This is a genomic window from Nostoc sp. UIC 10607 (genome assembly GCF_047228265.1).
GTDB lineage: Bacteria > Cyanobacteriota > Cyanobacteriia > Cyanobacteriales > Nostocaceae > Nostoc > Nostoc foliaceum_A.
This window is the reverse complement of sequence record NZ_JBIQNW010000058.1, coordinates 1-22,958: the sequence shown is the minus strand read 5'-3', so window position 1 is coordinate 22,958 and position 22,958 is coordinate 1. Positions and strand designations below refer to the sequence as shown.

22 protein-coding genes and 2 pseudogenes are annotated in these 22,958 nt (G+C 41.6%); 17 read left to right on the top strand and 7 right to left on the bottom strand.

Annotated elements, in window-relative coordinates; translation table 11 throughout:
- Positions 1 to 379: 379 nt before the first annotated feature.
- The 3 genes from acsF to ACEYW6_RS29305 all read left to right on the top strand — a co-directional run bounded on the left by acsF (position 380) and on the right by ACEYW6_RS29305 (position 4,519).
- Positions 380 to 1,456, top strand: a complete 1,077-nt coding sequence (gene acsF, locus ACEYW6_RS29315) for a magnesium-protoporphyrin IX monomethyl ester (oxidative) cyclase (protein WP_412982526.1) — start codon at positions 380 to 382, stop codon at positions 1,454 to 1,456.
- Between the two features lie 451 nt (positions 1,457 to 1,907).
- Complete coding sequence (locus ACEYW6_RS29310) at positions 1,908 to 4,163, top strand: DUF1796 family putative cysteine peptidase (RefSeq protein ID WP_412982525.1); 2,256 nt, start codon at positions 1,908 to 1,910, stop codon at positions 4,161 to 4,163.
- A 17-nt stretch (positions 4,164 to 4,180) separates the two neighbouring features.
- The gene (locus ACEYW6_RS29305) at positions 4,181 to 4,519 is read left to right on the top strand and encodes a hypothetical protein (protein ID WP_412982524.1); all 339 of its coding nucleotides are present in this window, start codon (positions 4,181 to 4,183) and stop codon (positions 4,517 to 4,519) included.
- Positions 4,520 to 4,653: 134 nt separating this feature from the next.
- Here ACEYW6_RS29305 and ACEYW6_RS29300 read toward each other — a convergent pair.
- The 4 genes and pseudogenes from ACEYW6_RS29300 to ACEYW6_RS29285 form a co-directional block, all read right to left on the bottom strand.
- Positions 4,654 to 4,755, bottom strand: a pseudogene (locus tag ACEYW6_RS29300) (DNA-binding protein); the annotation flags it as partial.
- Between the two features lie 40 nt (positions 4,756 to 4,795).
- Positions 4,796 to 6,304: an acyl-CoA synthetase gene (locus ACEYW6_RS29295; protein WP_412982523.1), complete on the bottom strand. Its 1,509-nt coding sequence runs from the start codon at positions 6,302 to 6,304 to the stop codon at positions 4,796 to 4,798.
- A gap of 60 nt (positions 6,305 to 6,364) precedes the next feature.
- Complete coding sequence (locus ACEYW6_RS29290) at positions 6,365 to 7,345, bottom strand: magnesium transporter CorA family protein (protein ID WP_412982522.1); 981 nt, start codon at positions 7,343 to 7,345, stop codon at positions 6,365 to 6,367.
- A 115-nt stretch (positions 7,346 to 7,460) separates the two neighbouring features.
- Positions 7,461 to 9,518, bottom strand: a complete 2,058-nt coding sequence (locus ACEYW6_RS29285) for a tetratricopeptide repeat protein (RefSeq protein WP_412982521.1) — start codon at positions 9,516 to 9,518, stop codon at positions 7,461 to 7,463.
- A gap of 373 nt (positions 9,519 to 9,891) precedes the next feature.
- On the opposite strand from ACEYW6_RS29285, the gene ACEYW6_RS29280 reads away from it, so the two are divergent.
- Entirely contained in the window at positions 9,892 to 10,770 is an 879-nt protein-coding gene (locus tag ACEYW6_RS29280) for a hypothetical protein (RefSeq protein ID WP_412982520.1), read from the top strand.
- 28 nt (positions 10,771 to 10,798) lie between these two features.
- On the opposite strand, the gene ACEYW6_RS29275 is transcribed toward ACEYW6_RS29280, so the two are convergent.
- Positions 10,799 to 12,607, bottom strand: a complete 1,809-nt coding sequence (locus ACEYW6_RS29275) for an aspartate kinase (RefSeq protein ID WP_412982519.1) — start codon at positions 12,605 to 12,607, stop codon at positions 10,799 to 10,801.
- A 239-nt stretch (positions 12,608 to 12,846) separates the two neighbouring features.
- Between ACEYW6_RS29275 and ACEYW6_RS29270 the strand changes: the two genes are divergently transcribed.
- The 3 genes from ACEYW6_RS29270 to ACEYW6_RS29260 all read left to right on the top strand — a co-directional run bounded on the left by ACEYW6_RS29270 (position 12,847) and on the right by ACEYW6_RS29260 (position 16,182).
- Positions 12,847 to 13,614, top strand: a complete 768-nt coding sequence (locus ACEYW6_RS29270; RefSeq protein ID WP_412982518.1) for a red chlorophyll catabolite reductase — start codon at positions 12,847 to 12,849, stop codon at positions 13,612 to 13,614.
- A gap of 24 nt (positions 13,615 to 13,638) precedes the next feature.
- Positions 13,639 to 14,673: a nitrilase-related carbon-nitrogen hydrolase gene (locus tag ACEYW6_RS29265; protein WP_412982517.1), complete on the top strand. Its 1,035-nt coding sequence runs from the start codon at positions 13,639 to 13,641 to the stop codon at positions 14,671 to 14,673.
- Between the two features lie 90 nt (positions 14,674 to 14,763).
- Positions 14,764 to 16,182, top strand: a complete 1,419-nt coding sequence (locus ACEYW6_RS29260; protein ID WP_412982516.1) for an aldehyde dehydrogenase family protein — start codon at positions 14,764 to 14,766, stop codon at positions 16,180 to 16,182.
- Here ACEYW6_RS29260 and ACEYW6_RS29255 read toward each other — a convergent pair.
- Complete coding sequence (locus ACEYW6_RS29255) at positions 16,148 to 16,387, bottom strand: hypothetical protein (protein WP_412982515.1); 240 nt, start codon at positions 16,385 to 16,387, stop codon at positions 16,148 to 16,150. The genes ACEYW6_RS29260 and ACEYW6_RS29255 overlap by 35 nt on opposite strands.
- A 386-nt stretch (positions 16,388 to 16,773) precedes the next feature.
- On the opposite strand from ACEYW6_RS29255, the gene ACEYW6_RS29250 reads away from it, so the two are divergent.
- The 10 genes and pseudogenes from ACEYW6_RS29250 to ACEYW6_RS29205 all read left to right on the top strand — a co-directional run bounded on the left by ACEYW6_RS29250 (position 16,774) and on the right by ACEYW6_RS29205 (position 22,023).
- Positions 16,774 to 16,968 (top strand): hypothetical protein, encoded by a 195-nt coding sequence (locus ACEYW6_RS29250; protein ID WP_412982514.1) that lies wholly within the window; start codon positions 16,774 to 16,776, stop codon positions 16,966 to 16,968.
- Positions 16,949 to 17,326, top strand: a complete 378-nt coding sequence (locus ACEYW6_RS29245; RefSeq protein WP_412982513.1) for a GIY-YIG nuclease family protein — start codon at positions 16,949 to 16,951, stop codon at positions 17,324 to 17,326. The genes ACEYW6_RS29250 and ACEYW6_RS29245 overlap by 20 nt, the downstream gene beginning before the upstream one ends.
- Before the next feature lie 7 nt (positions 17,327 to 17,333).
- Positions 17,334 to 17,540 carry a hypothetical protein gene (locus tag ACEYW6_RS29240; RefSeq protein WP_412982512.1) on the top strand — a complete coding sequence of 69 codons (207 nt, stop codon included), beginning with the start codon at positions 17,334 to 17,336 and terminating at the stop codon, positions 17,538 to 17,540.
- Positions 17,530 to 17,733 carry a hypothetical protein gene (locus ACEYW6_RS29235; protein ID WP_412982511.1) on the top strand — a complete coding sequence of 68 codons (204 nt, stop codon included), beginning with the start codon at positions 17,530 to 17,532 and terminating at the stop codon, positions 17,731 to 17,733. Before ACEYW6_RS29240 ends, ACEYW6_RS29235 begins: the two co-directional genes overlap by 11 nt.
- Positions 17,734 to 17,820: 87 nt before the next feature.
- Positions 17,821 to 17,961: pseudogene (locus ACEYW6_RS29230) on the top strand (3-phosphoshikimate 1-carboxyvinyltransferase); the annotation flags it as partial.
- Between the two features lie 286 nt (positions 17,962 to 18,247).
- Complete coding sequence (locus ACEYW6_RS29225) at positions 18,248 to 18,694, top strand: DUF3598 family protein (protein ID WP_412982510.1); 447 nt, start codon at positions 18,248 to 18,250, stop codon at positions 18,692 to 18,694.
- A gap of 125 nt (positions 18,695 to 18,819) precedes the next feature.
- Complete coding sequence (gene hisS, locus ACEYW6_RS29220) at positions 18,820 to 20,208, top strand: histidine--tRNA ligase (protein WP_412982509.1); 1,389 nt, start codon at positions 18,820 to 18,822, stop codon at positions 20,206 to 20,208.
- A gap of 221 nt (positions 20,209 to 20,429) precedes the next feature.
- Positions 20,430 to 21,065 (top strand): restriction endonuclease subunit R, encoded by a 636-nt coding sequence (locus ACEYW6_RS29215; RefSeq protein ID WP_412982508.1) that lies wholly within the window; start codon positions 20,430 to 20,432, stop codon positions 21,063 to 21,065.
- Between the two features lie 110 nt (positions 21,066 to 21,175).
- The gene (locus tag ACEYW6_RS29210; RefSeq protein WP_412982507.1) at positions 21,176 to 21,799 is read left to right on the top strand and encodes a Uma2 family endonuclease; all 624 of its coding nucleotides are present in this window, start codon (positions 21,176 to 21,178) and stop codon (positions 21,797 to 21,799) included.
- 35 nt (positions 21,800 to 21,834) lie between these two features.
- A complete protein-coding gene (locus tag ACEYW6_RS29205; protein ID WP_412982506.1) occupies positions 21,835 to 22,023 on the top strand; it encodes a hypothetical protein in 189 nt (62 codons plus the stop codon).
- A gap of 60 nt (positions 22,024 to 22,083) precedes the next feature.
- Here ACEYW6_RS29205 and ACEYW6_RS29200 read toward each other — a convergent pair whose 3' ends face one another.
- Positions 22,084 to 22,785 carry a GUN4 domain-containing protein gene (locus ACEYW6_RS29200; protein ID WP_412982505.1) on the bottom strand — a complete coding sequence of 234 codons (702 nt, stop codon included), beginning with the start codon at positions 22,783 to 22,785 and terminating at the stop codon, positions 22,084 to 22,086.
- Positions 22,786 to 22,958 lie beyond the last annotated feature (173 nt).

The window sequence follows — 22,958 nt, the reverse complement described above, 5'->3', positions numbered from 1 at the left end:
ACCGACTCAGGATGCTTGCCAGGGCCAGCTAAAAGATTGTTATTCTAGGTTTAGAAAGGATCTGCATTACTCTATCCAGCAAGTACCACTGCCGATGCAAATCCCAGCTATTTTTATTTCTCCTAAGATTATTTAACTATTAATTTATATATAACTATAAAGATATTAGTATTTATTTAGGTTTTTCTGATTTTCACCCTTAGGCACATCCCACTTGAGTAGTAACAAAACTGGTTGGGGAATAGGCATTTAAACTCTCCTGAAACAATAGTTAATAAGTTTATTTCTCACAATTTGCTTTCAATAATTTAACTGATGCTTACAAACAGCTATTTATGCTTATATAACTTTTAAAGGATGAAATAATCAAAGGATTCTCATGGTTAAGTCTCTGGAAACCTCACAACCTGAGTTGCTGAAGCCAGGTGTAAAAGCGCCTGTTCAAGAAACATTATTAACACCCCGGTTTTATACCACTGACTTTGAAGCTGCGGCACAGTTGGATATTTCGTCCCAGGAGGCTGAGTTACTAGCGATTGTAGAGGAGTTACGAGCAGACTATAATCGTCATCACTTTGTCCGTGATGAAGAATTTCAGCAGTGTTGGGATCACATTGATGGAGAAACGCGTGCCGCCTTTATTGACTTTTTGGAACGTTCCTGCACATCAGAGTTTTCTGGATTTCTGCTGTTCAAAGAATTATCGCGCCGTCTGAAAAACCGCAATCCGATTCTGGCGGATGCTTTTAATTTTATGGCGCGGGATGAAGCACGCCATGCGGGATTTTTGAATAAGTCAATGGCAGATTTTAATCTTTCTCTTGACTTAAGTTATTTAACCAAAAATCGCACTTATACCTTCTTTCCGCCAGAGTGGATTATTTACACAGTCTACCTATCCGAGAAAATTGGCTACTGGCGCTACATTTTAGTGTATCGTCACATGGAAAAACATCCAGAACACCAAATTTATCCTCTCTTTCGCAAGTTTGAGAGTTGGTGTCAGGATGAAAATCGACATGGAGATTTCTTTAAAGCACTACTGCGATCGCAACCTCAACTATGGAACAATTGGAGAGCTAGATTATGGGTACGTTTCTTTTTGCTGAGTGTTTTTGCTACTCACACATTGACAGTATTTGAACGCGCCACCTTTTATCAATCTATTGGGATAGACCCGCGCGAATATAATACTAGAGTCATTGAAGAGACGAATAACACCGCCGCACGGGCTTTTCCGTTGATTTTAAATACAAATCACCCAGAGTTTTTCCGACGGTTGGAGAAGTGTTCTGACCTTAATCTGAAACTAGCAGAGATTAACAAGAGCGATCGCTCACCAATTGTAAAATTCTGCCAAAAATTACCCTTAATAGCCTCCATTGTTGGGCATTTATTGCAGACTTACCTAATCAAACCTGTTGATGCTGAATCATTAAGAGGGAGAGTTCATTAGACATCCGGTGAAAAAGAGACGTAGCAGTGCTACGTCTCAATAAGGTTTTTAGATAAGGGAACTCCAAAAAATAAATTATCCTAATTTCTGGACTCAACACGACTGTTGCTCCCCCCTGCTCCCTGCCAAGAAAGCGATGGGATATTTTTTTAGTTGGAAGTCCCTAAGGACTGAAGCAAAAATTTAACTTAACCTTATCCTTTTTTTGATTTGTTCTTAGTTGTGCCAAAACTTTTAATGCAATATCCTTTATTTTATATCTTCTATAAAAATCCAAATAATTTTTGAAAAGCTTGACTGCTGATAGCTTTGGGTAATGTAAATCAGAACGTCAATATACTTAAGAAGATTAATACCGGATTATTAAGACTTCTACGTGATATTGTCAAAACAGGTTTAAGGATTCAGCCTTTCTGTCTGGCATCATACTCACTAAATCAGGATAAACTTTATGTATCGATTCCAGATTAGTGGATATACGCAAACGGGCGAATCCATCGGTCTTGTCGGTTCTACTCCAGAGTTGGGACTGTGGGACATCAAGAAATGTGTCTACCTGCGTACCAGTGGCGATCGCTATCCTTTATGGTGGACAGATATAGAAATTGACATTCAGCCGTCTTTAGAATTGGGCAATCGCCAGAGGGTTGAATATAAATATGTGCGTCTCGATGCAAACGGCAATGCCCGATGGGAAAGTTTACTAGATACAAACCGCTGGATACCGATTGACCCTAACGATCATTCCAGCACGATTATTGTGGATGATGGCGCATTCGGCTATTTACAACCTTACCCCTTTGGATACATTGATGAGCCTGCTGTCAAGATACCCCTGAATGAAGAGGCTGAGAGACTCAAAATCGTGGTCATTGGCAGTTCCGTCGCATTAGGTCATAAAGCCTGGTATTTGAAAGGTTGGGTTTGGTTATTGGCACAGGCTTTACAGCAAAAATATGGGCATCAACTTGTGAATGTGTCCGAGGTGGGGGCGAATGTCAGCAGAACGATCGCTCGATTTCCCTGGTTTGTCACCCCAGAACAACCAGATATTGTAATCATTGCCCTGTCTCTAGGTAACGAAGGTTTAGCCTACTGTCCCCCTCATGAACGGCGGGCAATACAACGGCGGTTTGAAAGTGGCTTGCAGCAGCTGGTAAAAATGACGCGGGACATTGGGGCTATTCCGATTTTGGGCGGTGTCTATCCTAATGGCGACTATTCCCTGGAACATTACTGGCTGATCCGAGACACACACAAGCGGATGCTTCGTTGGGATGTAACCGTACTGGATTGGTTGGCAGCCGTGGATGATGGACAAGGACGATGGAAAGCAGGGACATCCTTTGATCCGGCTCACCCGAACACGGTTGGTCACAGCCTTATGTATCAGCAGATCGACCATCACTTATTCGACATCGACAAAGACGAATTGGCAAAAGAAAAACAACGCTTCCGACAACCGAATGAATTTCCCATCTACTTTGACAATGCTGGCTTTCATGTCTCTGTCTGTATGGAAGAGAAGCGTTTACGGATCATTAATCGATCACAATACAGCTACACGATCGCTCCCTATTGGCAGGAATTGCAAACTGCACTGCAAAGTAAGGCTGGATTGATACCGGGTATCTACATTACGAAGGATACCCAACCAGGGACGCTCCCCTTCTTTGCTGTAGAGGATGGCGCGATCGCCACCACAGTAAATATCCCCCCTGGTGCCGACTTAGAATATAGCGCCGCCTTCAATCTTTTTTCGCCCAACAACTCACAAGTTTTGTTCTATGACGGACATTTGGGAATTTTGCAACCGGACAAACAACACCTCTGGGTGATCAACGAATCAGACAACGAGTACAACATCCAGCCGATGTGGACAGAGGTTTGCAACGCACTTAAAGCCATGCCATCGGGTATCTATGAAGATCCACTTTATCCCGATGCCCCCTTTCGCACCATGATGATTGGCAACGATGGGCTAGAAAGTCGGGTGAAAGCACCACCTAAGTCTGCGGTGTTTTTCCAATATAAATGTCAGTTATCGGATATCAGCCGTGTGGCTATTCTTCCTCTTGGCGATCGCTGTGCCGTCCGCATGATGCTGTATAAAATGGAATATGATGGCCCTGCTTTTCCCTTTGATCTAACGCGCACCACCAATATTGCAGATGTTGCGGATGCGATCGAAAACGGTTTTTATGATATGTGGAATCCTGCCTTTTTGCACTACAGCCCAGATGCAGGCAGAATCTACCATAGTAAATGGTCGGGTTTGTCTTTTGCCCATGAAGTTGAGGAGACAGACGACCCAACGAGCGATATGTCTCCTGTCCATGAACGGATGCGCGTTCGGTACACGGCACGTTCTGAAAGATTTTGGTACGCACTGCGACACTGCGACAAAGTGCTTTTTGTTCGTACAGGAATTAGCGATCGCGGTGGTGTGATAGATTTAGTCAACAAGCTGGAAAAACAATGCCAGGGAAAACCATTTAATCTCTTACTTCTTTCTCCCCAAAGCAATGATGAGTTTTTAGACCTTCCCAATGTGCTGCACTACAATGTCGAGTTTAATCCCGATCGCATGTATGACGATTTGGGACACTGGATATACTGCACAGAGGTAATGCGAGGAATTCTGGAATCCCTTGGTGTGTCTAGTAAAAATCTCTTTTGGTGTCCGCCTAAACCTCCGAAGGGGTGAGGAATTAGTTAGGGGCGATGCCTACGGCTGGCTACGCCTACGCAATTGTTATTTCGGCGATCGCATTTGCTATTTCGGCGAACTCATTTGCTATTTCGGCGAACTCATTTGCTATTTCGGCGAACTCATTTGCTATTTCGGCGAACTCATTTGTTATTTTGGCGATCGCATTTGTTATTTCGGCGAACTCATTTGCTATTTCGGCGAACTCATTTGCTATTTCGGCGAACTCATTTGCTATTTTGACATTCGCATTTGTTATTTCGGCGTTCGCATTTGTTATTTTGGCGTTCGCATTTGTTATTTTGACATTCGCATTTGTTATTTTGGCGACTGGGTTGTTTGAGTGGCTGTGAAATGATCTGCCGATTACTTACAGCTTGTTTTTGTCGCAAATCATCACAAATTGCTTGTAAATCGTAGTTGAAAGCCTTTGCATGTTCTTCTCGAATTCTATAAATCTCTTCAATAATTTCATCTTTCCACATATCTACTCTCCCATTAGTTCGCTGGGTGTACAAAGGGTTGGCAACTCGTATCCGGCATCAAGACTGATTTGGGCTAGCTTCTTCTGGATTTGAGCATTGGCAAGTTGAAAATTTCTAGGTCTAGTTCAGCGTTTACGATCGCTATCAGCAAAATAGCTCAACCACTGTCGGTTTAGTAACTTTCCCCATCGCGTTGCGCGGTAATTCTTCAACTATCAAAATTTGGGTTGGCACCTTATAAACTGCCAATCGTTCTTTTGCCCAACTCCTGAAAGCTTCTAATGTTAAAGGTTGTGAACCTTGCAATACTAACGCGGCACACACCCGCTCACCCCACTCAAGATCGGCAACCCCAACCACTGCACATTCCTGAATATCTGGATGCGATCGCAATACTTCTTCAATTTCCAGAGCTGAAACTTTATACCCTCCGGTTTTGATGATATCCACACTCATCCGGCCCAAAATTCGGTAGTTACCGTTCTCAACTACGGCGGTATCTCCAGTACAGAACCAGCCATCTTGGAAAGCTTTGGCGGTTGCTTGGGGGTTTTGCCAATATTCTAGAAACACTCCGGGCCCTTTAACTTGGATTTCTCCTGGTGTTCCTGCGGGGACTAACTCTCCGCTCTCATCTACTAATCTCACTTCAACTTCAGGTAGTGGCTTCCCCACATATCCAGACAACCGTTCACCGTGTAAAGGGTTCGATAACGCCATACCGATTTCCGTCATCCCATAGCGCTCAAGTAGAAAATGGCCGCTGATAGTCTGCCATTTTTCTAAAACTTGAACTGGTAATGCTGCCGAGCCAGAAACCATTAGGCGCATCTTAGCACAGCCTTCTGACATACTTTTTTGGCGTTCCTTAGAGGCCGTTTCCCAAGCAGCAATTAGTTTTACATAAATTGTTGGTACTGCCATAAATAGGGTTAAGTTACCATCACAAATTCGGTTCCAAACGGTTTCGGCATCGAACTTGCTCAACATCTGACACTCCGCCCCAGCCCATAAAGCACAAGTCAGTACGTTAATAATTCCATGAATATGATGTAGTGGCAGTATATGTAAAATGCGATCGCGCAGCGTCTTTGCAGGAGAATCGCTAGATGTCCATTCCCAAGCGGTGATTAAGCTAGTCACTTGCGCTTGAATATTTTGATGGGTTGTAACCACACCCTTGGGTTTACCTGTTGTACCGCTGGTGTAGAGAATTAAGGCGCGTCTAGTGATATCTACCTCTGGGAGCGTAGCAATATCAGATGGGAGCGTTTCTGAGGTAAGGATAAATCTCAAATTGTGTTCTTCAGCTAGCGATCGCAGTATACCCTCAAAATTAGGATGAGCAATAATAATCGATGCTCCAGAATTAGTAATTACATACTCTAATTCTGGGCGTGGATGGGAAACACACAGAGGTACAGCTATGCCACCAGCACGCCAAATCCCCCATTGAGTGGCTACATACTCAAACCCAGGCGGAATGAGAAAGGCAACTCGTTCCTCCTGTAAATCTTCTGCATTCTGAAGAAGACTTGTCGCTATTTGACTTGAAGTGTGAAGCAAATCTCGATAGGTAAATGCTCCATCTGTTGTAGCGATTGCTGTTCTCTCGTTGTGTTTTTCAGCACGAATAATTAATGGGAGATTCACGTTTATTTACCGTTTTAGGGTTACTTTCTATTCCAACAATATTCTGTAACTTAATAGATGCTACAACCAACGTTGTTTTTTTGCATAAGCAATACTGCTAAATACAATTAATGCCATCATGCAGATCACAGCAGGATAAGCCCAAGGCTGATCTAATTCCGGCATATATTTGAAGTTCATACCATAGAAACCAGACATGAAAGTTATTGGTAAGAATATAGTCGAGAGGATAGTCAGACGATTAATTCGTTCACCAGTTTTGCTAGCAATATTATCGCGTTGAATTTCCATTAATTCTGACATCCACGCTCTCAGAGATTGATATTCTTGCCAAAGTTTATCAACCTGATGAACTAATTCTTGATTGAATAGTTCCTTCACTGGCTGGGTGATCCATTGGAAATCTTCGTTATTCATAATAGCCATAAGTAACTTGATGCTTTGAAAATTACGTCGTCCCGAACGAGTAGATTGCCTCATGGTGGCAATTTTTTGGTAGGTTGATTCATCACCTGATTTTTCTAACACTTCATCTTCTAAATCATCAAGTTTTCTAGAAATATAATCAAATACATTATCATAGTTATTCAAAACATATTTTAGAATAAGATAAAAAAGATAGTCAATTCCCAGACTTGGAATATCTGGAGTTCGCTTTTGTAAATTATTAGTTAGATTGCTTAAAATTTTTAATTCTGTAATTTCAAAAGTGATAATAAAATTATTTCCAACCACAATATTGCCACGCACAACCTCAAATTCGTTATTTTTTATTTGAGAAGTTAGAATTTCATAGCTGTCAAATAAACAATCTTCTATGTCTTCATCAATTCCTAGAGAGGAATGGTTAAAAATCATCTCAACACGAGATGGATTTAGTCCAAAGTGATTGATAATTCTGGCGGTTCCAGTGCGATCGCGGAAGTGAATACAGCGCAACCAAATATTGTGAGAACCATCAATTCTTTTCAGTACTGTATCGACATCACTACTGCTGAATAATTCCAGATTGTCTGGATAAAAAGTGAGGAGAGTTAGCATACAGTATCCTAATTGAGTCATAAGACAATCCGGTAACTCATAGTAAGTAGTAAGTACTTTATCCCTGATTTTATAAGCACTTTAGTGCTTACTACAAACTATATTGAGTCATAGCTCAATTTTTTTCTCTTTTCCCAGATTTAGGACGAGTAGTTGGCGTTGGTGCTGACTTATTTTGCAGAATTGCAATTTCTCTTTGTGCATCTTGATAACTATCTTTTTCTCCTTGCTGTTGGAATAGTTTTGCAGATTTTTTGAAATCTGCGATCGCTCCCTGTTTATTTTTCTGCTTGGCGCGAATCACACCCCGATTATAGTAGGCTAAGGCATTGTTAGGATTAATTGCGATCGCTCGTGAATAATCCTGATTTGCAGCTTTTTTATTTCCCAGTTCGAGATAGGCGTTACCACGATTGTTGTAAGCTGCTACATCATTAGGATCTAGTTTCAGCGCTTCGGTGTAATCTTCAATCGCGTCTTTATAATCTCCGAAAGAAAAACGGTGAATACCTCTGTGAATATAAGCTGCAATAAATTTAGGATCAATCTGTAAAATAGTGTTGTAATCTTCAGTAGCTTCTACTTTATTTCCCAAATCACTGTAAACATCACCACGATTCAGATAGGCTTCTATGTATTTGGGATTGATGTTAATTGCATCTGTGTAATCTTTAAGTGCTGCATATTTTTGCTTATTAATAGATTGAGTTAAACCCCTTTGATAATAAGCTTTGGCATCACTAGGATTAATCTTAATGACTGTATCAAAATCTTGGATTGCTCCTTGTCTAAGTCGGAGGCGACGGCGAAGAATCCCTCGTTGTAAGTAGGCTTCGGTATACTGTGGCTTGAGAGCGATCGCTTTGCTAAAATCTCCAATTGCTCCTTTATTATCCTTCACTTGAGCACGAGCTAACCCCCGGCCATAGTAAGCATAAGCATTCTCAGAATTCAATTTAATCGCTTGGGTATAGTCTGCGATCGCTTCTTTATATTTGCCTAATTCAGAAAAAGCAAATCCTCGGTCAAAATAGGCATTAGCATCTTGAGGATTCAGCAAAATGGCTTGGCTAGAATCTGCTTGTGCTTGCTCGTAGTCTCCTAATCGATAATAAGCATCGCCTCGCCGATTATAAGCCAGAGCATTTTGCGGCTCTAATTCAATCGCCTGATTGAAATCTTCTACTGCCCCTTCATAGTTTCCTGCCTCATATTTATTTACTCCCTCTTGGTATAATGTCTGTTGAGCATCACTTACAGGTTTTAGCGACCTCAATTGCCACGCTCCAACACCAAGTGTTATACAGCCAGCTATCCCCGTCAAAACTAGTAATAATTTTTTATCATGCTGTTTTTTCTGATCTTTAACATTTGTTAATTTTTTCAGATCGTCTAAAACTTCGGTTGCATACTGGTAACGCTTACGATAGTCAAAACGTACCATTCTATTAATAATTTTTACTAATTTTCTGTTAAATTTTGTATTTTTGTTATGCCAAACTATTTCGTCGGTCAGCCGATTTTTCTGATTTCGCAAATTAGATATTTCGTTTGCAGGTAAACCTAGAAGTGCGGCGATCGCAACCATACCTAAAGCATATATATCGCTGTTATATTTCAGGTTGCCGTTAACCTGTTCTATAGGCATATATTCGAGATTATCAACGGTATTAGTAATGGCTTCATTAAAATTACTAAAATCAACCAAAACTAACTTTTTATCTGACTCCCTGCGAATAATATTTGTTGGCTTAATATTCCGATGAATTACACCAAAGCTATGTACAATTACTAAAATTTTTAATATCTCTGATAAAAGATTAATTACTTGATCTTCCCTCAGAGGTTGTCCCTGGATAATTTCGTCAGCTAAAGGATTACCGGGTATGAATTCTTGGACTATATAAAATTCTTCGTTTTCTTCAAAATAAGCAATTAGCTTCTGAATTTGGTCGTGTTCCTGCCCTAGTTTTTCTAAAGTTGCTGCCTTACTGGCAAACAAGCGGTGCAGGCTGGTTAAACTTTGAGGATTGCTACTAGGAGTATGTAACTGCTTGACTATAAATTGGTTGTCAGGAAGATTAGCATCCTCCACTAGATAGGTTTTTGCCTTTTCCCCATCATTTAGAGCTTTTAGTATTCGGTAACGTCCATCTCGTAAATGAATACGCATCAATATAAATATGTAATTAATAAATTGCTTGATTATAGCTTACGTGTTATTACTGGTAACTATTTTTTAAAAAAAATATTTATTAAAAAAAAATCAATGCCAGAATGGCATGTAAAAGTATTAATTATTAGCTAATGCTTCATATTGCTAGTAATATTTGTCTTTGTTAAGCGAATATTACAGACTTAATACGCTTACATATTACCAAACTGAAGTAAAATTTGTGAGTTAAACTAGACTTAGTAAAATAGGTAAATGCATAGGGGGGGGATATTTTGATCCGGACTCTTCAGCAATCCCACTCATGACACCTAACCCTCAAATGGGGTAAAAAAATAACAGCTTGAATTATCCAAAACTCCATATAAAAAAATTGGAAATCAACGTATTTGGGCGAAAAAAAGGCTTGGTAGCTACTGCGAAGCGTCAATTGCTTAAGGCGCTCAATTACCGTGACATAGCTGCTATTACTAGCTTAATTGTAGAGTGGCAAAGAATTTTGGGATCGGAAAAGTTAACTGATTTGATTGTTAATGAGGTAATGGTCGAATGCGACTCTGACAGCCACAGTTGGTTTTGTCAAACTTTTATTGGACAAGCTCAATATGAACAGATGGAGGAAAAAGCTCAAAGTAACGTCTTTCAAATTTTAGTGAGTAAAGGTTTGGAACCAGGCAAGGACTTTAGCTCTGGGTCTGATCACAGTATTATCATAGGCGATCGCGCCAAGGAAATCTTACTTAGCCAATTGCCACAGGAGGATCAAGCATCATTTGAGGCACAGTTAGAAAACTCGTTAATCTTAGATCCAGTTACTACCATCGAACAACAGTTGGGGTGTGCATTTTTTAGCAATTTGACTGAGATTGCCATCCAACAAATGGAGTTATTGAGTAATTCTCAAGCAGCAGCTTATTTAGGAGTGTTGTTGGCTGGATTAGTGTCGCGTCATCCTCAACTTAAGGATGCAGACTTTCCCACACGATTTATTGTCAATACTCTCCAAGGACTGTCCCAAGAACGAGCAATGCTAATCTTGAACGATCCAGAGACAAATCCTCAGTTCGATGAAATTATTATTTTTGGGCATTTATTAGCAGCAATGGGAGATAAAGAATATTATCGCATTGCTGAGGAAGATGGTGGTATTAGCCTCGAACAACTCAAAAAACTTGATTTAGTTTGGTGTGGTGAACGTCGGCTTTCGGAAATGGTAGCCATGATGGAAAAATGGCATTTCAAAAATAGATAATCAGCAATTCCAAATTCCAAATTTAGTTCTACGCTGGTACGACAAATTTTTCACTACCAGCTAGTTCAAAAGCAGCATGAATAGCTTGCAAAGCTTTAACACCTTGCTCTTGTGCCACGACACAACTAATTTTAATTTCTGAGGTGGCAATCATTTGAATATTAATTTGGTGTTCGGCTAGTGCTTCAAACATTTTTGCGGCAACACCTGGTTGTCCCACCATACCTGCACCGACAATACTCACCTTAGCGATCGCACTATCTAAAACAACTTCACCCCATCCTAACTCTGCTGCTACTTGGGTGAGCATTTCTTTTGCACTTTCACCGTCGATCCGCGAGACTGTAAAGGCAATATCTCGCCGAGGAACACCATCAATCACCCGACAGCGCTGAGATTGGATAATCATATCAACGCTAATATTATGTTTCGCTAATAGTCCAAACAACTTCGCCGCCATCCCCGGCCGATCTGGCAATTGGCGAATAGCAAGACGCGCTTGGTTCAAGTCTAAGGCCACACCACGAACGGGGGGAAAATTGGGCAGAGAAGAATTTGTGCATGGACTCTCCCCTACTTCGATCTCAAAAGCTGTGCAGAGTGCGCTGACGGCGCGATCGCATTCGGCTGCATCGACTACGCAACTTACTTTCACTTCGCTGGTGGAAATCATCTGGATATTTACGCCAGCTTCGGCTAAGGTGGCGAACATTTTTGCAGCTACACCAGGACGGCCAATCATTCCTGCGCCAGCGATGCTGACTTTGGCAATGTTATGTTCTACCATTACCTCGGCTTCGTCAGATTTGGGGTTAGATTGATTCCTTAGTGCTGGGGCGATCGCTGCTGCTACTGCTTCTGCCCGTTTTAATATTGGTGTTGTAACTGTAAATGCAATGTCGTTACTGTTACCTTCATGAACTGACTGAATAATCAAATCTACGTCTACTTTTTGTCGGGAAATTTCGCCAAATAACCTTGCTGCGACACCTGGTTTATCGGGTACACGCAACAAAGCAACCTTCGCTTGGTCAGTGTCAAATTCTACATTATCTACTGGACGGGCAATTTCCAGATTGATCAGCGATCGCCCTTGGGGTTTAGCTGATGTCACCCAAGTACCGGGGGCATCTGTCCAGCTAGACCTGACGACTAGGGGAACACCATAGTTACGAGCAATTTCCACAGCCCTAGGATGCAGCACTTTTGCCCCTAAACTAGCTAGTTCCAACATTTCATTACAGGTAATGTTATCCATTAACTGGGCTTCGGCAACTAAGCGGGGGTCTGTAGTTAAAATCCCTGGAACGTCTGTATAAATTTCGCAAAAATTTGCTTTTAATGCGGCTGCGACCGCTACTGCTGAAGTGTCAGAACCACCACGTCCTAAAGTCGTAATTTCCATTTCTCCGGCGCTGGAAATGCCTTGAAATCCTGCTACTACAACTACTTTTCCGGCATTGATGTGGCGGCTAATGCGAGTAGTTTCAATATGTAAAATCCGAGCGCGGCTGTATTCAGCTTCGGTAACAATTCCTACCTGAGCACCAGTCATCGAAATTGCGGGTTGTCCGAGTTCCTGCAATGCCATACTGAGTAAGGCAATGGTTACTTGTTCGCCAGTGGAAAGCAGCATATCCATTTCCCGGCGGTTAGGATTTAGAGAAATTTCATTAGCTAGTTTGACGAGTCCATCGGTGGTTTTGCCCATTGCGGAAACCACTACAACCAGAGAGTTTCCAGCTTTAACGGTTTTGTAAATGCGTTGTGCAACAGCTTGAATACGTTCGACTGAACCGACAGATGTACCACCGTATTTTTGAACTATGAGCGCCATAACTTTTAGTCAATCAATTGTGTCTGCTTTGATAAATGCCACCGCCGGGCCAGGAAACCTTGAAGGCTTATATAGTTTACTAAAGATGTTACTGCAATAGCTTTATCATGGTTTAGTTGATGGGCTGTTTCCCACAACCCTGAATTCGATGAATGCCTTGCTCAATATGGGCAACGAGCTAAACACCGGAAAGTGTCAAACTAAACATAAAGTCTATATAAAAGCAACAAACTCAAACTATGACTCAGCAACCAACTGATCTAGATAATAAAGCTGTATTTGAGCACTTGTGGGGAATTACAAAGGAACTTTACCAAAAATTGGAGGCTCGTTTTCAGTTACATCCAGACTCTTCTACACAAGATTTACAGCAATACCGCAGTCTCGATGGCAATATCAACGGATCGCTGACTATTTTTTCTGGACAAGAAATTGACTGGCTAGTTCATTCGTGGTTAGGAAACCCTGAAAAATCAAACTTTAGCACCATGCGTCTCACCACTTGGTTGAAGTCGCATATCCAGGTTCCTCATTTGGCTTTTGAGTTTGGCACACTGCCGAATATTTTCTTTTATATAGATTACATTCCTCGGACTGAGCTTTTAACCGATTTGGAATATCTCGATCGCTACTATGAGCCAGTTAACCAAACATTCTTAAAGTTGCAGGACGATTCGCGCCTAAAAGTATTTACCAGCAAAAGTGTGTATGTTCGCCTATTTCAATCGCCTGTGAGCTTATGCTATACCGGCGCACCTACTTTTGAGACCCTTGAACTAACTCGCACACTTGCACATGAAACCCTCGATCGCTGGCTAACTTGGGTAGATGCAGCTGAACCTGTACCAGAAGATGCACGGGAAGCCTTGGCGGCTCGTGATTTGTTGGTACGCCGTACCAGTGCTGAACGTGATCCAGGTAATAAATTTGCCGCACAGATGTTTGGTTCTGAATTAACAGATAAACTTGTACGATCGCTCTGGGGTGGTGATCGAATTAGTCATTAGAAAAAGACAACTACCCAATGCCCCATGCCCACTAATCCAGAATCCTACCGCGCTTTAGCACTGCAAGTTACCTGTCATGCAGTCAACCAAACAAGCGATTGCCTCCAAGCGCGATCGCTCATGCAAAACTCCATCAACCGCCTAGCGCAACAAATTGCTGCCAGTATCGCTTTCATCGGTTTCGATTGTCGTTTAATTGTACTGCCAGAATATTTCCTTACTGGTTTCCCGATGGGAGATTCTCTAGCAGGATGGGCAGAAAAAGCTTGTATAGAAATGGCTGGTGCTGAGTATGAGGCACTTGGTAAAATTGCCCAAAAGCACAAAATCTTTTTAGCTGGTAACGCCTACGAAGTTGACCCTAACTTTCCCGGATTGTACTTCCAAACCTGCTTTATTCTTGACCCTTCTGGCTCAATTGTCTTGCGCTATCGGCGGCTAAATTCCTTGTTTGCCCCCACACCCCATGATGTTTGGGATAAATATCTTGACTGCTATGGTTTAGAGGGAGTTTTCCCCGTAGCTAAAACTGCGATCGGTAATTTGGCAGCTTTAGCATCAGAAGAAATTTTGTATCCAGAAGTGGCGCGGTGTCTAGCGATGCGAGGAGCAGAGATTTTTGTCCATTCCACCTCGGAAGTATACAACAAAAGCCTCACCCCCAAAGACGCGGCAAAAATCACTCGCGCCGTCGAAAATATGGCATACGTAGTTTCTGCTAATACCGCAGGCATCGCTAATATTGCTATCCCCATTGCTTCGGCCGATGGTGGCTCTAAAATCATTGACCATCGCGGAATCATTTTAGCAGAGACAGGTGCAGGCGAGAGTATGGCAGCATTTGCCGAGATTGACCTAGCCGCATTACGCCGCGATCGCCACCGACCGGGGTTAAATAATTTACTTGCCCGCCAACGCTTTGAGCTATACGCCGAAAGTTATCATCAATCACACTTTTACCCAGCTAATACTATGCTGGAGGGAGAAATAGACCGCAAACACTTCCTCCAAACCCAGCAAGCCACAATTGATCGGTTAGCCCAATTGGGAATAATTTGAATTTCGGAATGGGGAATAGGGCATGGGGCATGGAGAAATAAAGAATAAATAATAAAGAACTCTTAACTAATGACTAATGACCAATGACTAATGACTAATCCAATAGAAGTCCGTAATCCCCGAAATGGCAAATTTGACTACGTAATTATCCCGCCGCCTCCAAGGCTGCTAGCACAACAATGTAAGCGCACCCGCAGAGGGCAAATTCGCTGGCAGCAACTAGGTTTAGAGGGGAGAATTGAAGCCTTACAACAGTGGAAGGAAGCGATATTATCAGGGCGCGATCGCTTAACTGAGGCTTTGGTAAATGATACAGGAAGATTATCGACCTCAATATTGGAAATAGATTCTTTTCTCTCTAGCATTGATCGCTGGTGTAAGTTAGCACCGGAATTGCTGCAAGACTCGGCAAAAAACACAGCAATTCCGTTTATTGCCTTGCAACAAACATCCGTTCCTTATCCCCTAGTTGGGATAATTAGCCCGTGGAATTTTCCGCTGTTGCTGTCTACCATTGATACCATTCCAGCATTACTGGCGGGTTGTGCCGTCATTGTCAAACCCAGTGAAATTGCTCCCCGCTTCGTAGCACCACTGAAAACAGCACTCAGCGCCGTTCCCGAATTGCGCGACGTATTAACTTTTGTTGAAGGAGCAGGCGCAACCGGATCTGATTTGATTGAGAATGTAGATTTGGTATGCTTTACAGGTAGTGTGGCGACGGGGCGGAAAGTAGCAGAAGCGGCTGCTAAACGGTTTATTCCGGCTTTTTTAGAATTAGGAGGAAAAGACCCTGCGATCGTTTTAGAATCAGCCAATTTAGAATTAGCAACCTCAGCAATCTTATGGGGTTCCGTCGTCAACACCGGACAGTCGTGCTTATCAATTGAGCGGATTTACGTTGCTGAATCAATATTTGAAAAGTTTTACCATCAACTAGTAGCCAAAGCTTATCGCCTTCAGCTAGCCTACCCCACAGTGGAAAGTGGAGAAATTGGCCCCATCATTGCCGAAAGACAAGCAGCAATTATTAGCGGCCATCTTCTAGATGCAGTTGAAAAGGGAGCAGTAATTCACTGCGGCGGTGTAATTGAAGACTTAGGTGGGGGTTGGTGGTGTCGTCCAACAGTTCTCACTCAGGTTAATCATTCCATGAAAGTGATGACCGAAGAGACTTTTGGCCCAATTATGCCAGTGATGCCTTTTTCCACAGTAGAGGAAGCAGTGTCTTTAGCGAATGACTCAATTTATGGATTGAGTGCTGCTGTCTTTGCCTCAGAAGCCGAAGCCTTAGAAATTGCCCAGCAGATAGATGCAGGTGCTATTAGTATCAATGATGCTGCGCTTACCGCCATCATGCACGAGGGAGAGAAAAACGCCTTCAAATTCTCTGGTATGGGAGGGTCACGCATGGGTGCAGCAGCGCTGAAACGGTTCATGCGAAAAAAAGCTATTTTAATTAAAACTAACGATACTAATGACCCTTGGTGGTTTGAGAATGGGGAGTGACCAATGCCATCATCACTATGCAACTTATTACCGTAAGCAATGACGTAGCTTGCCGCCGTACTCCTTTGGAGAAGCAAGCTACGCAAATCGTCTCCAAGAGTTGGCATCGCATTCTCATTCTGTTCAAAATATCTGTTTCACTAGAGGCGATCGCCTCTGCCACAGTTTCGTCTACGATAACCAAAGCACCTGGAAGAATTTTCATAGTTTTGGTTCAGAACACAAGTCCATTCGTTCATAACACAAGTCCATTCGTTCAGAACACAAGTCCATTCGTTCAGAACACAAGTCCATTCGTTCAGAACACAAGTCTATTCGTTCAGAACACAAGTCTATTCGTTCAGAACACAAGTCTATTCGTTCACGATACAAGTCTATTCGTTCACAACACAAGTCTATTTGTTCACAATACAAGTCTATTCGTTCACAACACAAGTCTTTGAGACACCCTAGAAAGATAAGTTTAGTCAAAGGTGTGCATTGATGTCACGCAAAAAAATTCAAACTATTAAGAAAGCCTATAGGTCGGTTTCTACAATAGCGTTACACTCGATAACGGACTAAGCCTTTATGTAGCTCCTGTAGCGCCTGATGAACCTAGCCGATATCCTCAAAGACTCAAACTACAAACTGTCGCAGTTTACTGCGGCGGAAATTGAGCAGTTAGAGCAGAGCATTACTCTGAAAGCAACCAAAAGTGGTGAAGTGCCTTATATCGTTTGTTTGGTGCGTCAGAAGGCAATTAAGCATCACCCCTCTCGTTTTCATGCCAACAAATTATTCTGAGCTTCAAGCTCAAGCTCGGAGAATTCTGGATGCGATCGCCTTCATTCCCTTTGAACAATGCCAACCCTTGACCCGTGATTTTGGGAGCATTCCGGCTCGTCCTGGCATCTATGCAATCAGGCACAAGACTGACGGATTGCTGTACATCGGTAAAACCAAGAGCTTGCGGGGGCGTTTTAGTGGTGGACATAAAGCTTTTTTGTGGGCGTGGCTCGATAAGTATAACGATGAAGATGTGCGAATCGCAGTGCAATTCATTTCATATTGGGAAAACCCTAAGTTACTATTGGAGCTAGAAGCCATTATTTTAAGAGCTACCGAACCTCCTTACAACGTTCAAATTCCAACCGAAGGGTAGTAAAGCGATGCAAGCAAAATCCCAAGAGCAACTTTCCCCCAATGATGCCGAAGTTATTTTAGGATGCTTACCTGAACAAATTCGTGCCGCTCTAATTGCTCGTGCTACTGAAATTGAATATCCAATCGAAGCAATTATTGAGATGGCGATCGCAAGTTTTCTCGACACAGAGGCGTTGGGTTTTGCAGATTGCAAGCCAGGGCGTGGACAATAAAAGCGTAAACTGGCGATCGCAAGCGGCGGAACTGGTGAAAGATATTGGTGTGGATAAAGAGGTGACTTGCAGCACCTCAACCAGAACATTAAAAGCCGACGATAAATGCGTAGGCGTAGCCCGCCGCAGGCATCGCTTGAAAGAAAAACGGAATTCGTTATGCTTCGCGTCAAGTTATGCCAGCGATGATTAAAGCCGTCTTTGACAACCTTCACCACTCCCAACTCATAATATGCGAACATAATTAAGTTGTAGCTGACTACCTGCACAGAGATTTAAAATGGATACCATTGCAATCCCTGTTCTGAATCGCCCAGTAGATGCCGCGGTAGAGATTCCTGTTTCTAAAAGTATTACCAATCGGGCATTACTCGTTGCGGTCTTAGCGCCAAGTGACTCGATTTTAGAAAATGCCTTATTTATTAAGCTCATCCACCCCTAAAAGAGGATGAGATTTCACGTTGACGGTTGACGGTTGACGGTTAACAGTCATCAGTCAGCAGTTAACGGTGGCGGGGAGGCTATCCCGGACACCCCTTGAAGGAGTGGGTTTACCGCCGCCTTCGATGAAGACTGGTATTTGCTGTCACTGGCTTAAAGATTCCAGGCCTTGTAATAAAAGACCCTGGTCGGTTGTACAGCGAAAACTTTTCCCGATTACTTTACTCGATTTTTCTAAATGTTAGAACAATAAAAGGTGAATTGCAATGTCAAATATTCGAGAAGAAATGCCTGTACTTGTCCGTCATGAAGGAGATTGGGTAGGAACTTATACAGTAATTGATACAGCCGGAAAAATCCTTGACAGCTACGAGTCTCACTTAACTTGTCAATTTCCAGAAAATGGCCCTCATCCCTACTACCAAATCAATCGCTATAAATGGTCTGATGGTAAACAAGAGGAGTATGAATTTCCAGGAATCTATAAAGATAACAAACTTTGGTTTGACACCGATCGCATTCAAGGTAAAGCTTGGGAAGCAGATGATTCAATTGTGATTTTGTGGTTTAGTTATAAAACAAACCCAGACATGAGTTTATATGAAATGATCTATATTAGTCCTGACAATAACCATCGTGCCCGCACTTGGCATTGGTTCAAAAACAATCAAATCTTTCAACGCACCCTAATTCAAGAAGAACGGGTAAGATAGTAATTTCTGTTCTCAAAGATGATCAATCATCATTCTCCAGTCCGCGCAGGCGGACTTTGTTTGTGTAGCCACGGCTTATAGTCGTTAGGCTTTCATCTCAAATTTCAACTTAGTAAGGTATACGCATGGCAAAAGGTGACAAAATAAACTTTTCTACTCCTAGTGGTTTCCCAGAATTTCTGCCTAGTGAAAAGCGTCTAGAATTATATTTGTTAAATATCATCCGTAGAGTTTTTGAAAGCTATGGATTTACGCCCATCGAAACACCTGCTGTAGAACGTTTAGAAGTACTGCAAGCTAAAGGAAATCAAGGCGACAATATCATCTATGGCATTGACCCCATCCTGCCACCAAATCGCCAAGCCGAGAGAGATAGATCCGGCGAAACTGGTTCGGAAGCCAGAGCTTTAAAGTTTGATCAAACAGTTCCATTAGCAGCGTATATTGCTCGTCACCTCAATGAGTTAACCTTTCCTTTTGCCCGCTACCAAATGGATGTAGTTTTTCGGGGAGAACGGGCAAAAGATGGGCGTTTTCGTCAGTTCCGTCAGTGCGATATTGATGTAGTTGCTCGTCGTGAACTCAGCTTGCTCTATGATGCTCAGATGCCTGCAATTATCGCTGAGATATTTGAAGCAATAAATATTGGTGATTTCTTGATTCGCATCAATAATCGTAAAGTTCTTACAGGGTTTTTTAAGTCAGTGGGAATTGCTGAGAACCAAATTAAATCCTGTATTGGCATTGTTGATACTCTAGAAAAGATTGGTGAAACTAAGGTAAAACAAGATTTAGAGAAAAATGGTATTTTAGCAGAACATGCTCAAAAAATTATTGATTTTATTAAAATAGATGGTTCCGTTGATGAAGTATTAGATAAGCTCAAGCACCTCGCAGAAAATCTGTCAGAAACCGAGCAATTGAGCTTGGGAATTAGCGAATTAGAAACGGTAATTGCAGGTGTGCGTAATCTTGGAGTTGCCGAAAATCGTTTCTGTATTGATTTATCCATTGCTCGTGGACTTGATTACTATACTGGTACAGTTTACGAAACAACCTTATTAGGACATGAAGCTTTAGGTAGTATCTGTTCTGGCGGTAGATATGAAGAATTAGTTGGGGTATTTTTGGGTGAAAAAATGCCTGGGGTAGGCATTTCTATAGGATTAACTCGCTTAATTAGTCGCTTGTTAAAAGCTGGTATTCTTAGTACTTTAGCTGCTACACCAGCCCAGGTGATGGTAGTGAATATGCAAGAAGATTTAATGCCAACTTATTTAAAAGTTTCGCAACATCTGCGTCAAGCTGGAATTAATGTCATCACTAACTTTGATAAGCGCCCCTTAGGTAAACAATTTCAGCTAGCAGATAAGCAAGGAATTCAATTTTGCGTAATTATTGGTTCCGAAGAAGCAGCAGCGCAAAAATCCTCGCTGAAAGATTTGAAAACAGGTGAGCAAGTAGAAGTGCTACTAGTAGATTTGGCTGAGGAAGTTAAAAGAAGACTTGGCTAATATACTTTTAACATCTCTTTTTCTCTCTGCGCCCTCCGCGTCTCTGCGGTTCAAATGCTTTTTATTTAACCACAGAGGCACAGAGAACACAGAGTCAAGAAGTTAAAGAGGAGTTTCTTGAGGGTTAATATTTTCGTTGAAGTTGGTCAGTCAGCTAGGGGTTAAGATAGGTTTTATATAAGAAAGTTGGATTGAGTTGCACCTTAATCAAGCAAAAATATATGACAATTCTCAACGCTCGTAATTTATCCTTAGAAGAAGTTCAACGTCTGTTTGGCTTTCAAGAACAATACAGTGAATCATTTTCTAACTACTTATCTCTAGAACCTCTCCTCGAAGTAGAACAACAAGAACTTCTGCAAATTAGAAATGACTTTCGACGCTACCTGACAGCAGGGAAAGTTTCTGAAGGTCAGGTAAAGTTTCTTGCAGTTGCACCTTTATTAAGATTAGCTGGTTTTTATCGCTATCCTATCGAGATTGTTTTGGAGGAGAATATTGCTGATATTGAAGTTGAAGATGAAGATATCAGAATTAAAGGTAGATTTGATATTTTAGCTATTAGTAAGGCTAAACATACAAAACTTCAAAGATATTTTTGGGTACTGTTAATTGAATCTAAAAATAGTCAGATTGATATATCAACAGGCTTACCTCAGCTACTCACATACTCTTATAAAAATTTAGATAATCAAAAATCAGTTTGGGGATTAACGACTAATGGTAGAAGTTATCAGTTTGTTTATATCGAACAAGGAAATCCGCCTATTTATTACCTGTTACCAGAATTAAATTTAATGGAAAGAGAGCGTTCAAGTCAGTTGCTACAAGTTTTAAAAGCAATTTGTCAGCTTTGAAAGCATTGATGTTGAAGTTGAGTAAATTAACGATGAAAATCAACCAGACATAAAGCACTGAACTGGAAAGTTTGACCCAAATATTAAGGCAATATACAAGGCAACAATTTATGAGTCAAGCCATACCCAAACTAGTAAGCTTTGAAGATTTTGCAGCGTGGCGGCCCGAAGGCGGAAGATACGAATTACATGATGGCGTGATTATTGAAATACCCCAACCAACGGGTGACCATGAAGATGTTGTTGGTTTTATAGCTAGAAAACTAACAGTAGAATTTGACCGATTAAATTTACCTTATATAATTCCCAAAACTGCGCTGATAAAACCTTTTAATTCGGTATCAGCCTATTCCCCAGATGTGTTGATATTAAATCGTCTTAATTTAGTGAATGAGCCGTTATGCAAAAAAGAATCAACTGTATCATATCCGGCATCAATCCCCTTGGTAGTTGAGGTAGTTAGTACTAATTGGGATGATGACTACTACACAAAACAAGGTAAATATGAAGGTATTGGAATTCCTGAATATTGGGTTGTAGATTATCTCGGTTTAGGCGCTAAAAAGTTCACTGGCAACCCCAAACAGCCTACTATGTCTATTTATCAATTAATCGATGGTGAATACCAAGTTACTCAATTTAGAGGTACGGATTGCATCGTCTCACCTACTTTCCCAGAATTGAATTTAACTGCCGAACAGATTTTTCAAGCTGGAGGTTTCCCAAGTAGTTAAAATTATTGAGAGAGCTTCTTACAACTTGTCTAATTATGAATTACGAATTACGAATTAGTATGAGGCTACCTTGGGATGAATGGGAAGCAAGTAACCATGAAATAGAACAAGTAGCGAGCAAATTTATATTTGCTAATTGCTATGACAGCCAAAAAGCTTGCATTGTACTACAAGCACAACAAGAAGAGTTTTTTTCTGCCCAGTACCAGGTAACGAAAACGTAGAAACCGCAATACTTCGTGTGAAATGACTTGTTTGGAAATCTTCACAATTTCCTGTATGCCTTATATGTTACAGTTTATAAGTCTCGACGCGACAGAAGAGAAGACCCACTCGGGCAATAGCAACCTCCCCTGTCTATCCTTAAGTCCTCCCCACCCTCCAGGCAAATGTCCATAGGGAAATCTTATTATGTCCTGAGATATTGTGAACGACAATCTTCCTTTTACGCTCCATCCGACGCGATCGCCAAACTTTTCGTAGTTTTTTCCAACGCTTTCCCAAATTCGCTTTTGCACACTAAACCCAAAGTGCCCATTGCTGTATTTTTCCCACAGTTGGTCAATGGTGCGTAAGTCAGTGCAAGGAAAGTTATTAATAGATTCATGACTAAGCCAGCCACATGCCAATGCTTTGAGCATAACAGCCAGAGTTTCTCTATCCGCCTCTTTCCAATTCCCTGCTTTAAGTAAATCACGCAACCGCGTATAGTCTACGCCTTTCTCAGAAAGGAGATCGTTATCAGTAGATTGCTGTTCTAGTAGCAGCTTATCGGCTTTTTCTTGTTCTCGTTGTCTTTGCAGCCTCTGTGCTTTCTTTTGTCGCAGTCTCTCACCTTCTTCTGCTTGTTCCCTTTGTAATTGCAGTCTCTGTGCTTCCTGTTGTTGCTGAAGTATTTCTCCTTGTTGCTTTTGATCTTCTGCTTCCTTATCAATGAGGGCTACATCTTCATCTTTAAGCTTTAGGTATTGCTGTAATTTTTTCAAATCCGCTTTAGCTTTTTCCCCTAACGGATATCCTTGTTGATCTACTAACTCGGTAAAGATTTGCTTGTATTGATCCAGATATTCTCTGTATTTATCCTTACTGGTGCAGAAAAGTCCTGAATGCTTGATATATGGAGGATTTTACTGAGACAAGGGTGACAGAGAGGGGGACG

What these genes read in the sequence shown, in the direction of transcription:
- acsF (WP_412982526.1), top strand. Translation starts at nt 380, where the DNA reads ATGGTTAAGTCTCTGGAAACCTCACAACCTGAGTTGCTGAAGCCAGGT.
- ACEYW6_RS29310 (WP_412982525.1), top strand. Translation starts at nt 1,908, where the DNA reads ATGTATCGATTCCAGATTAGTGGATATACGCAAACGGGCGAATCCATC.
- ACEYW6_RS29305 (WP_412982524.1), top strand. Translation starts at nt 4,181, where the DNA reads ATGCCTACGGCTGGCTACGCCTACGCAATTGTTATTTCGGCGATCGCA.
- ACEYW6_RS29290 (WP_412982522.1), bottom strand. Translation starts at nt 7,345, where the DNA reads ATGCTAACTCTCCTCACTTTTTATCCAGACAATCTGGAATTATTCAGC.
- ACEYW6_RS29285 (WP_412982521.1), bottom strand. Translation starts at nt 9,518, where the DNA reads ATGCGTATTCATTTACGAGATGGACGTTACCGAATACTAAAAGCTCTA.
- ACEYW6_RS29275 (WP_412982519.1), bottom strand. Translation starts at nt 12,607, where the DNA reads ATGGCGCTCATAGTTCAAAAATACGGTGGTACATCTGTCGGTTCAGTC.
- ACEYW6_RS29270 (WP_412982518.1), top strand. Translation starts at nt 12,847, where the DNA reads ATGACTCAGCAACCAACTGATCTAGATAATAAAGCTGTATTTGAGCAC.
- ACEYW6_RS29265 (WP_412982517.1), top strand. Translation starts at nt 13,639, where the DNA reads ATGCCCACTAATCCAGAATCCTACCGCGCTTTAGCACTGCAAGTTACC.
- ACEYW6_RS29260 (WP_412982516.1), top strand. Translation starts at nt 14,764, where the DNA reads ATGACTAATCCAATAGAAGTCCGTAATCCCCGAAATGGCAAATTTGAC.
- ACEYW6_RS29255 (WP_412982515.1), bottom strand. Translation starts at nt 16,387, where the DNA reads ATGAAAATTCTTCCAGGTGCTTTGGTTATCGTAGACGAAACTGTGGCA.
- ACEYW6_RS29250 (WP_412982514.1), top strand. Translation starts at nt 16,774, where the DNA reads ATGAACCTAGCCGATATCCTCAAAGACTCAAACTACAAACTGTCGCAG.
- ACEYW6_RS29245 (WP_412982513.1), top strand. Translation starts at nt 16,949, where the DNA reads ATGCCAACAAATTATTCTGAGCTTCAAGCTCAAGCTCGGAGAATTCTG.
- ACEYW6_RS29240 (WP_412982512.1), top strand. Translation starts at nt 17,334, where the DNA reads ATGCAAGCAAAATCCCAAGAGCAACTTTCCCCCAATGATGCCGAAGTT.
- ACEYW6_RS29225 (WP_412982510.1), top strand. Translation starts at nt 18,248, where the DNA reads ATGTCAAATATTCGAGAAGAAATGCCTGTACTTGTCCGTCATGAAGGA.
- hisS (WP_412982509.1), top strand. Translation starts at nt 18,820, where the DNA reads ATGGCAAAAGGTGACAAAATAAACTTTTCTACTCCTAGTGGTTTCCCA.
- ACEYW6_RS29215 (WP_412982508.1), top strand. Translation starts at nt 20,430, where the DNA reads ATGACAATTCTCAACGCTCGTAATTTATCCTTAGAAGAAGTTCAACGT.
- ACEYW6_RS29210 (WP_412982507.1), top strand. Translation starts at nt 21,176, where the DNA reads ATGAGTCAAGCCATACCCAAACTAGTAAGCTTTGAAGATTTTGCAGCG.
- ACEYW6_RS29205 (WP_412982506.1), top strand. Translation starts at nt 21,835, where the DNA reads ATGAATTACGAATTACGAATTAGTATGAGGCTACCTTGGGATGAATGG.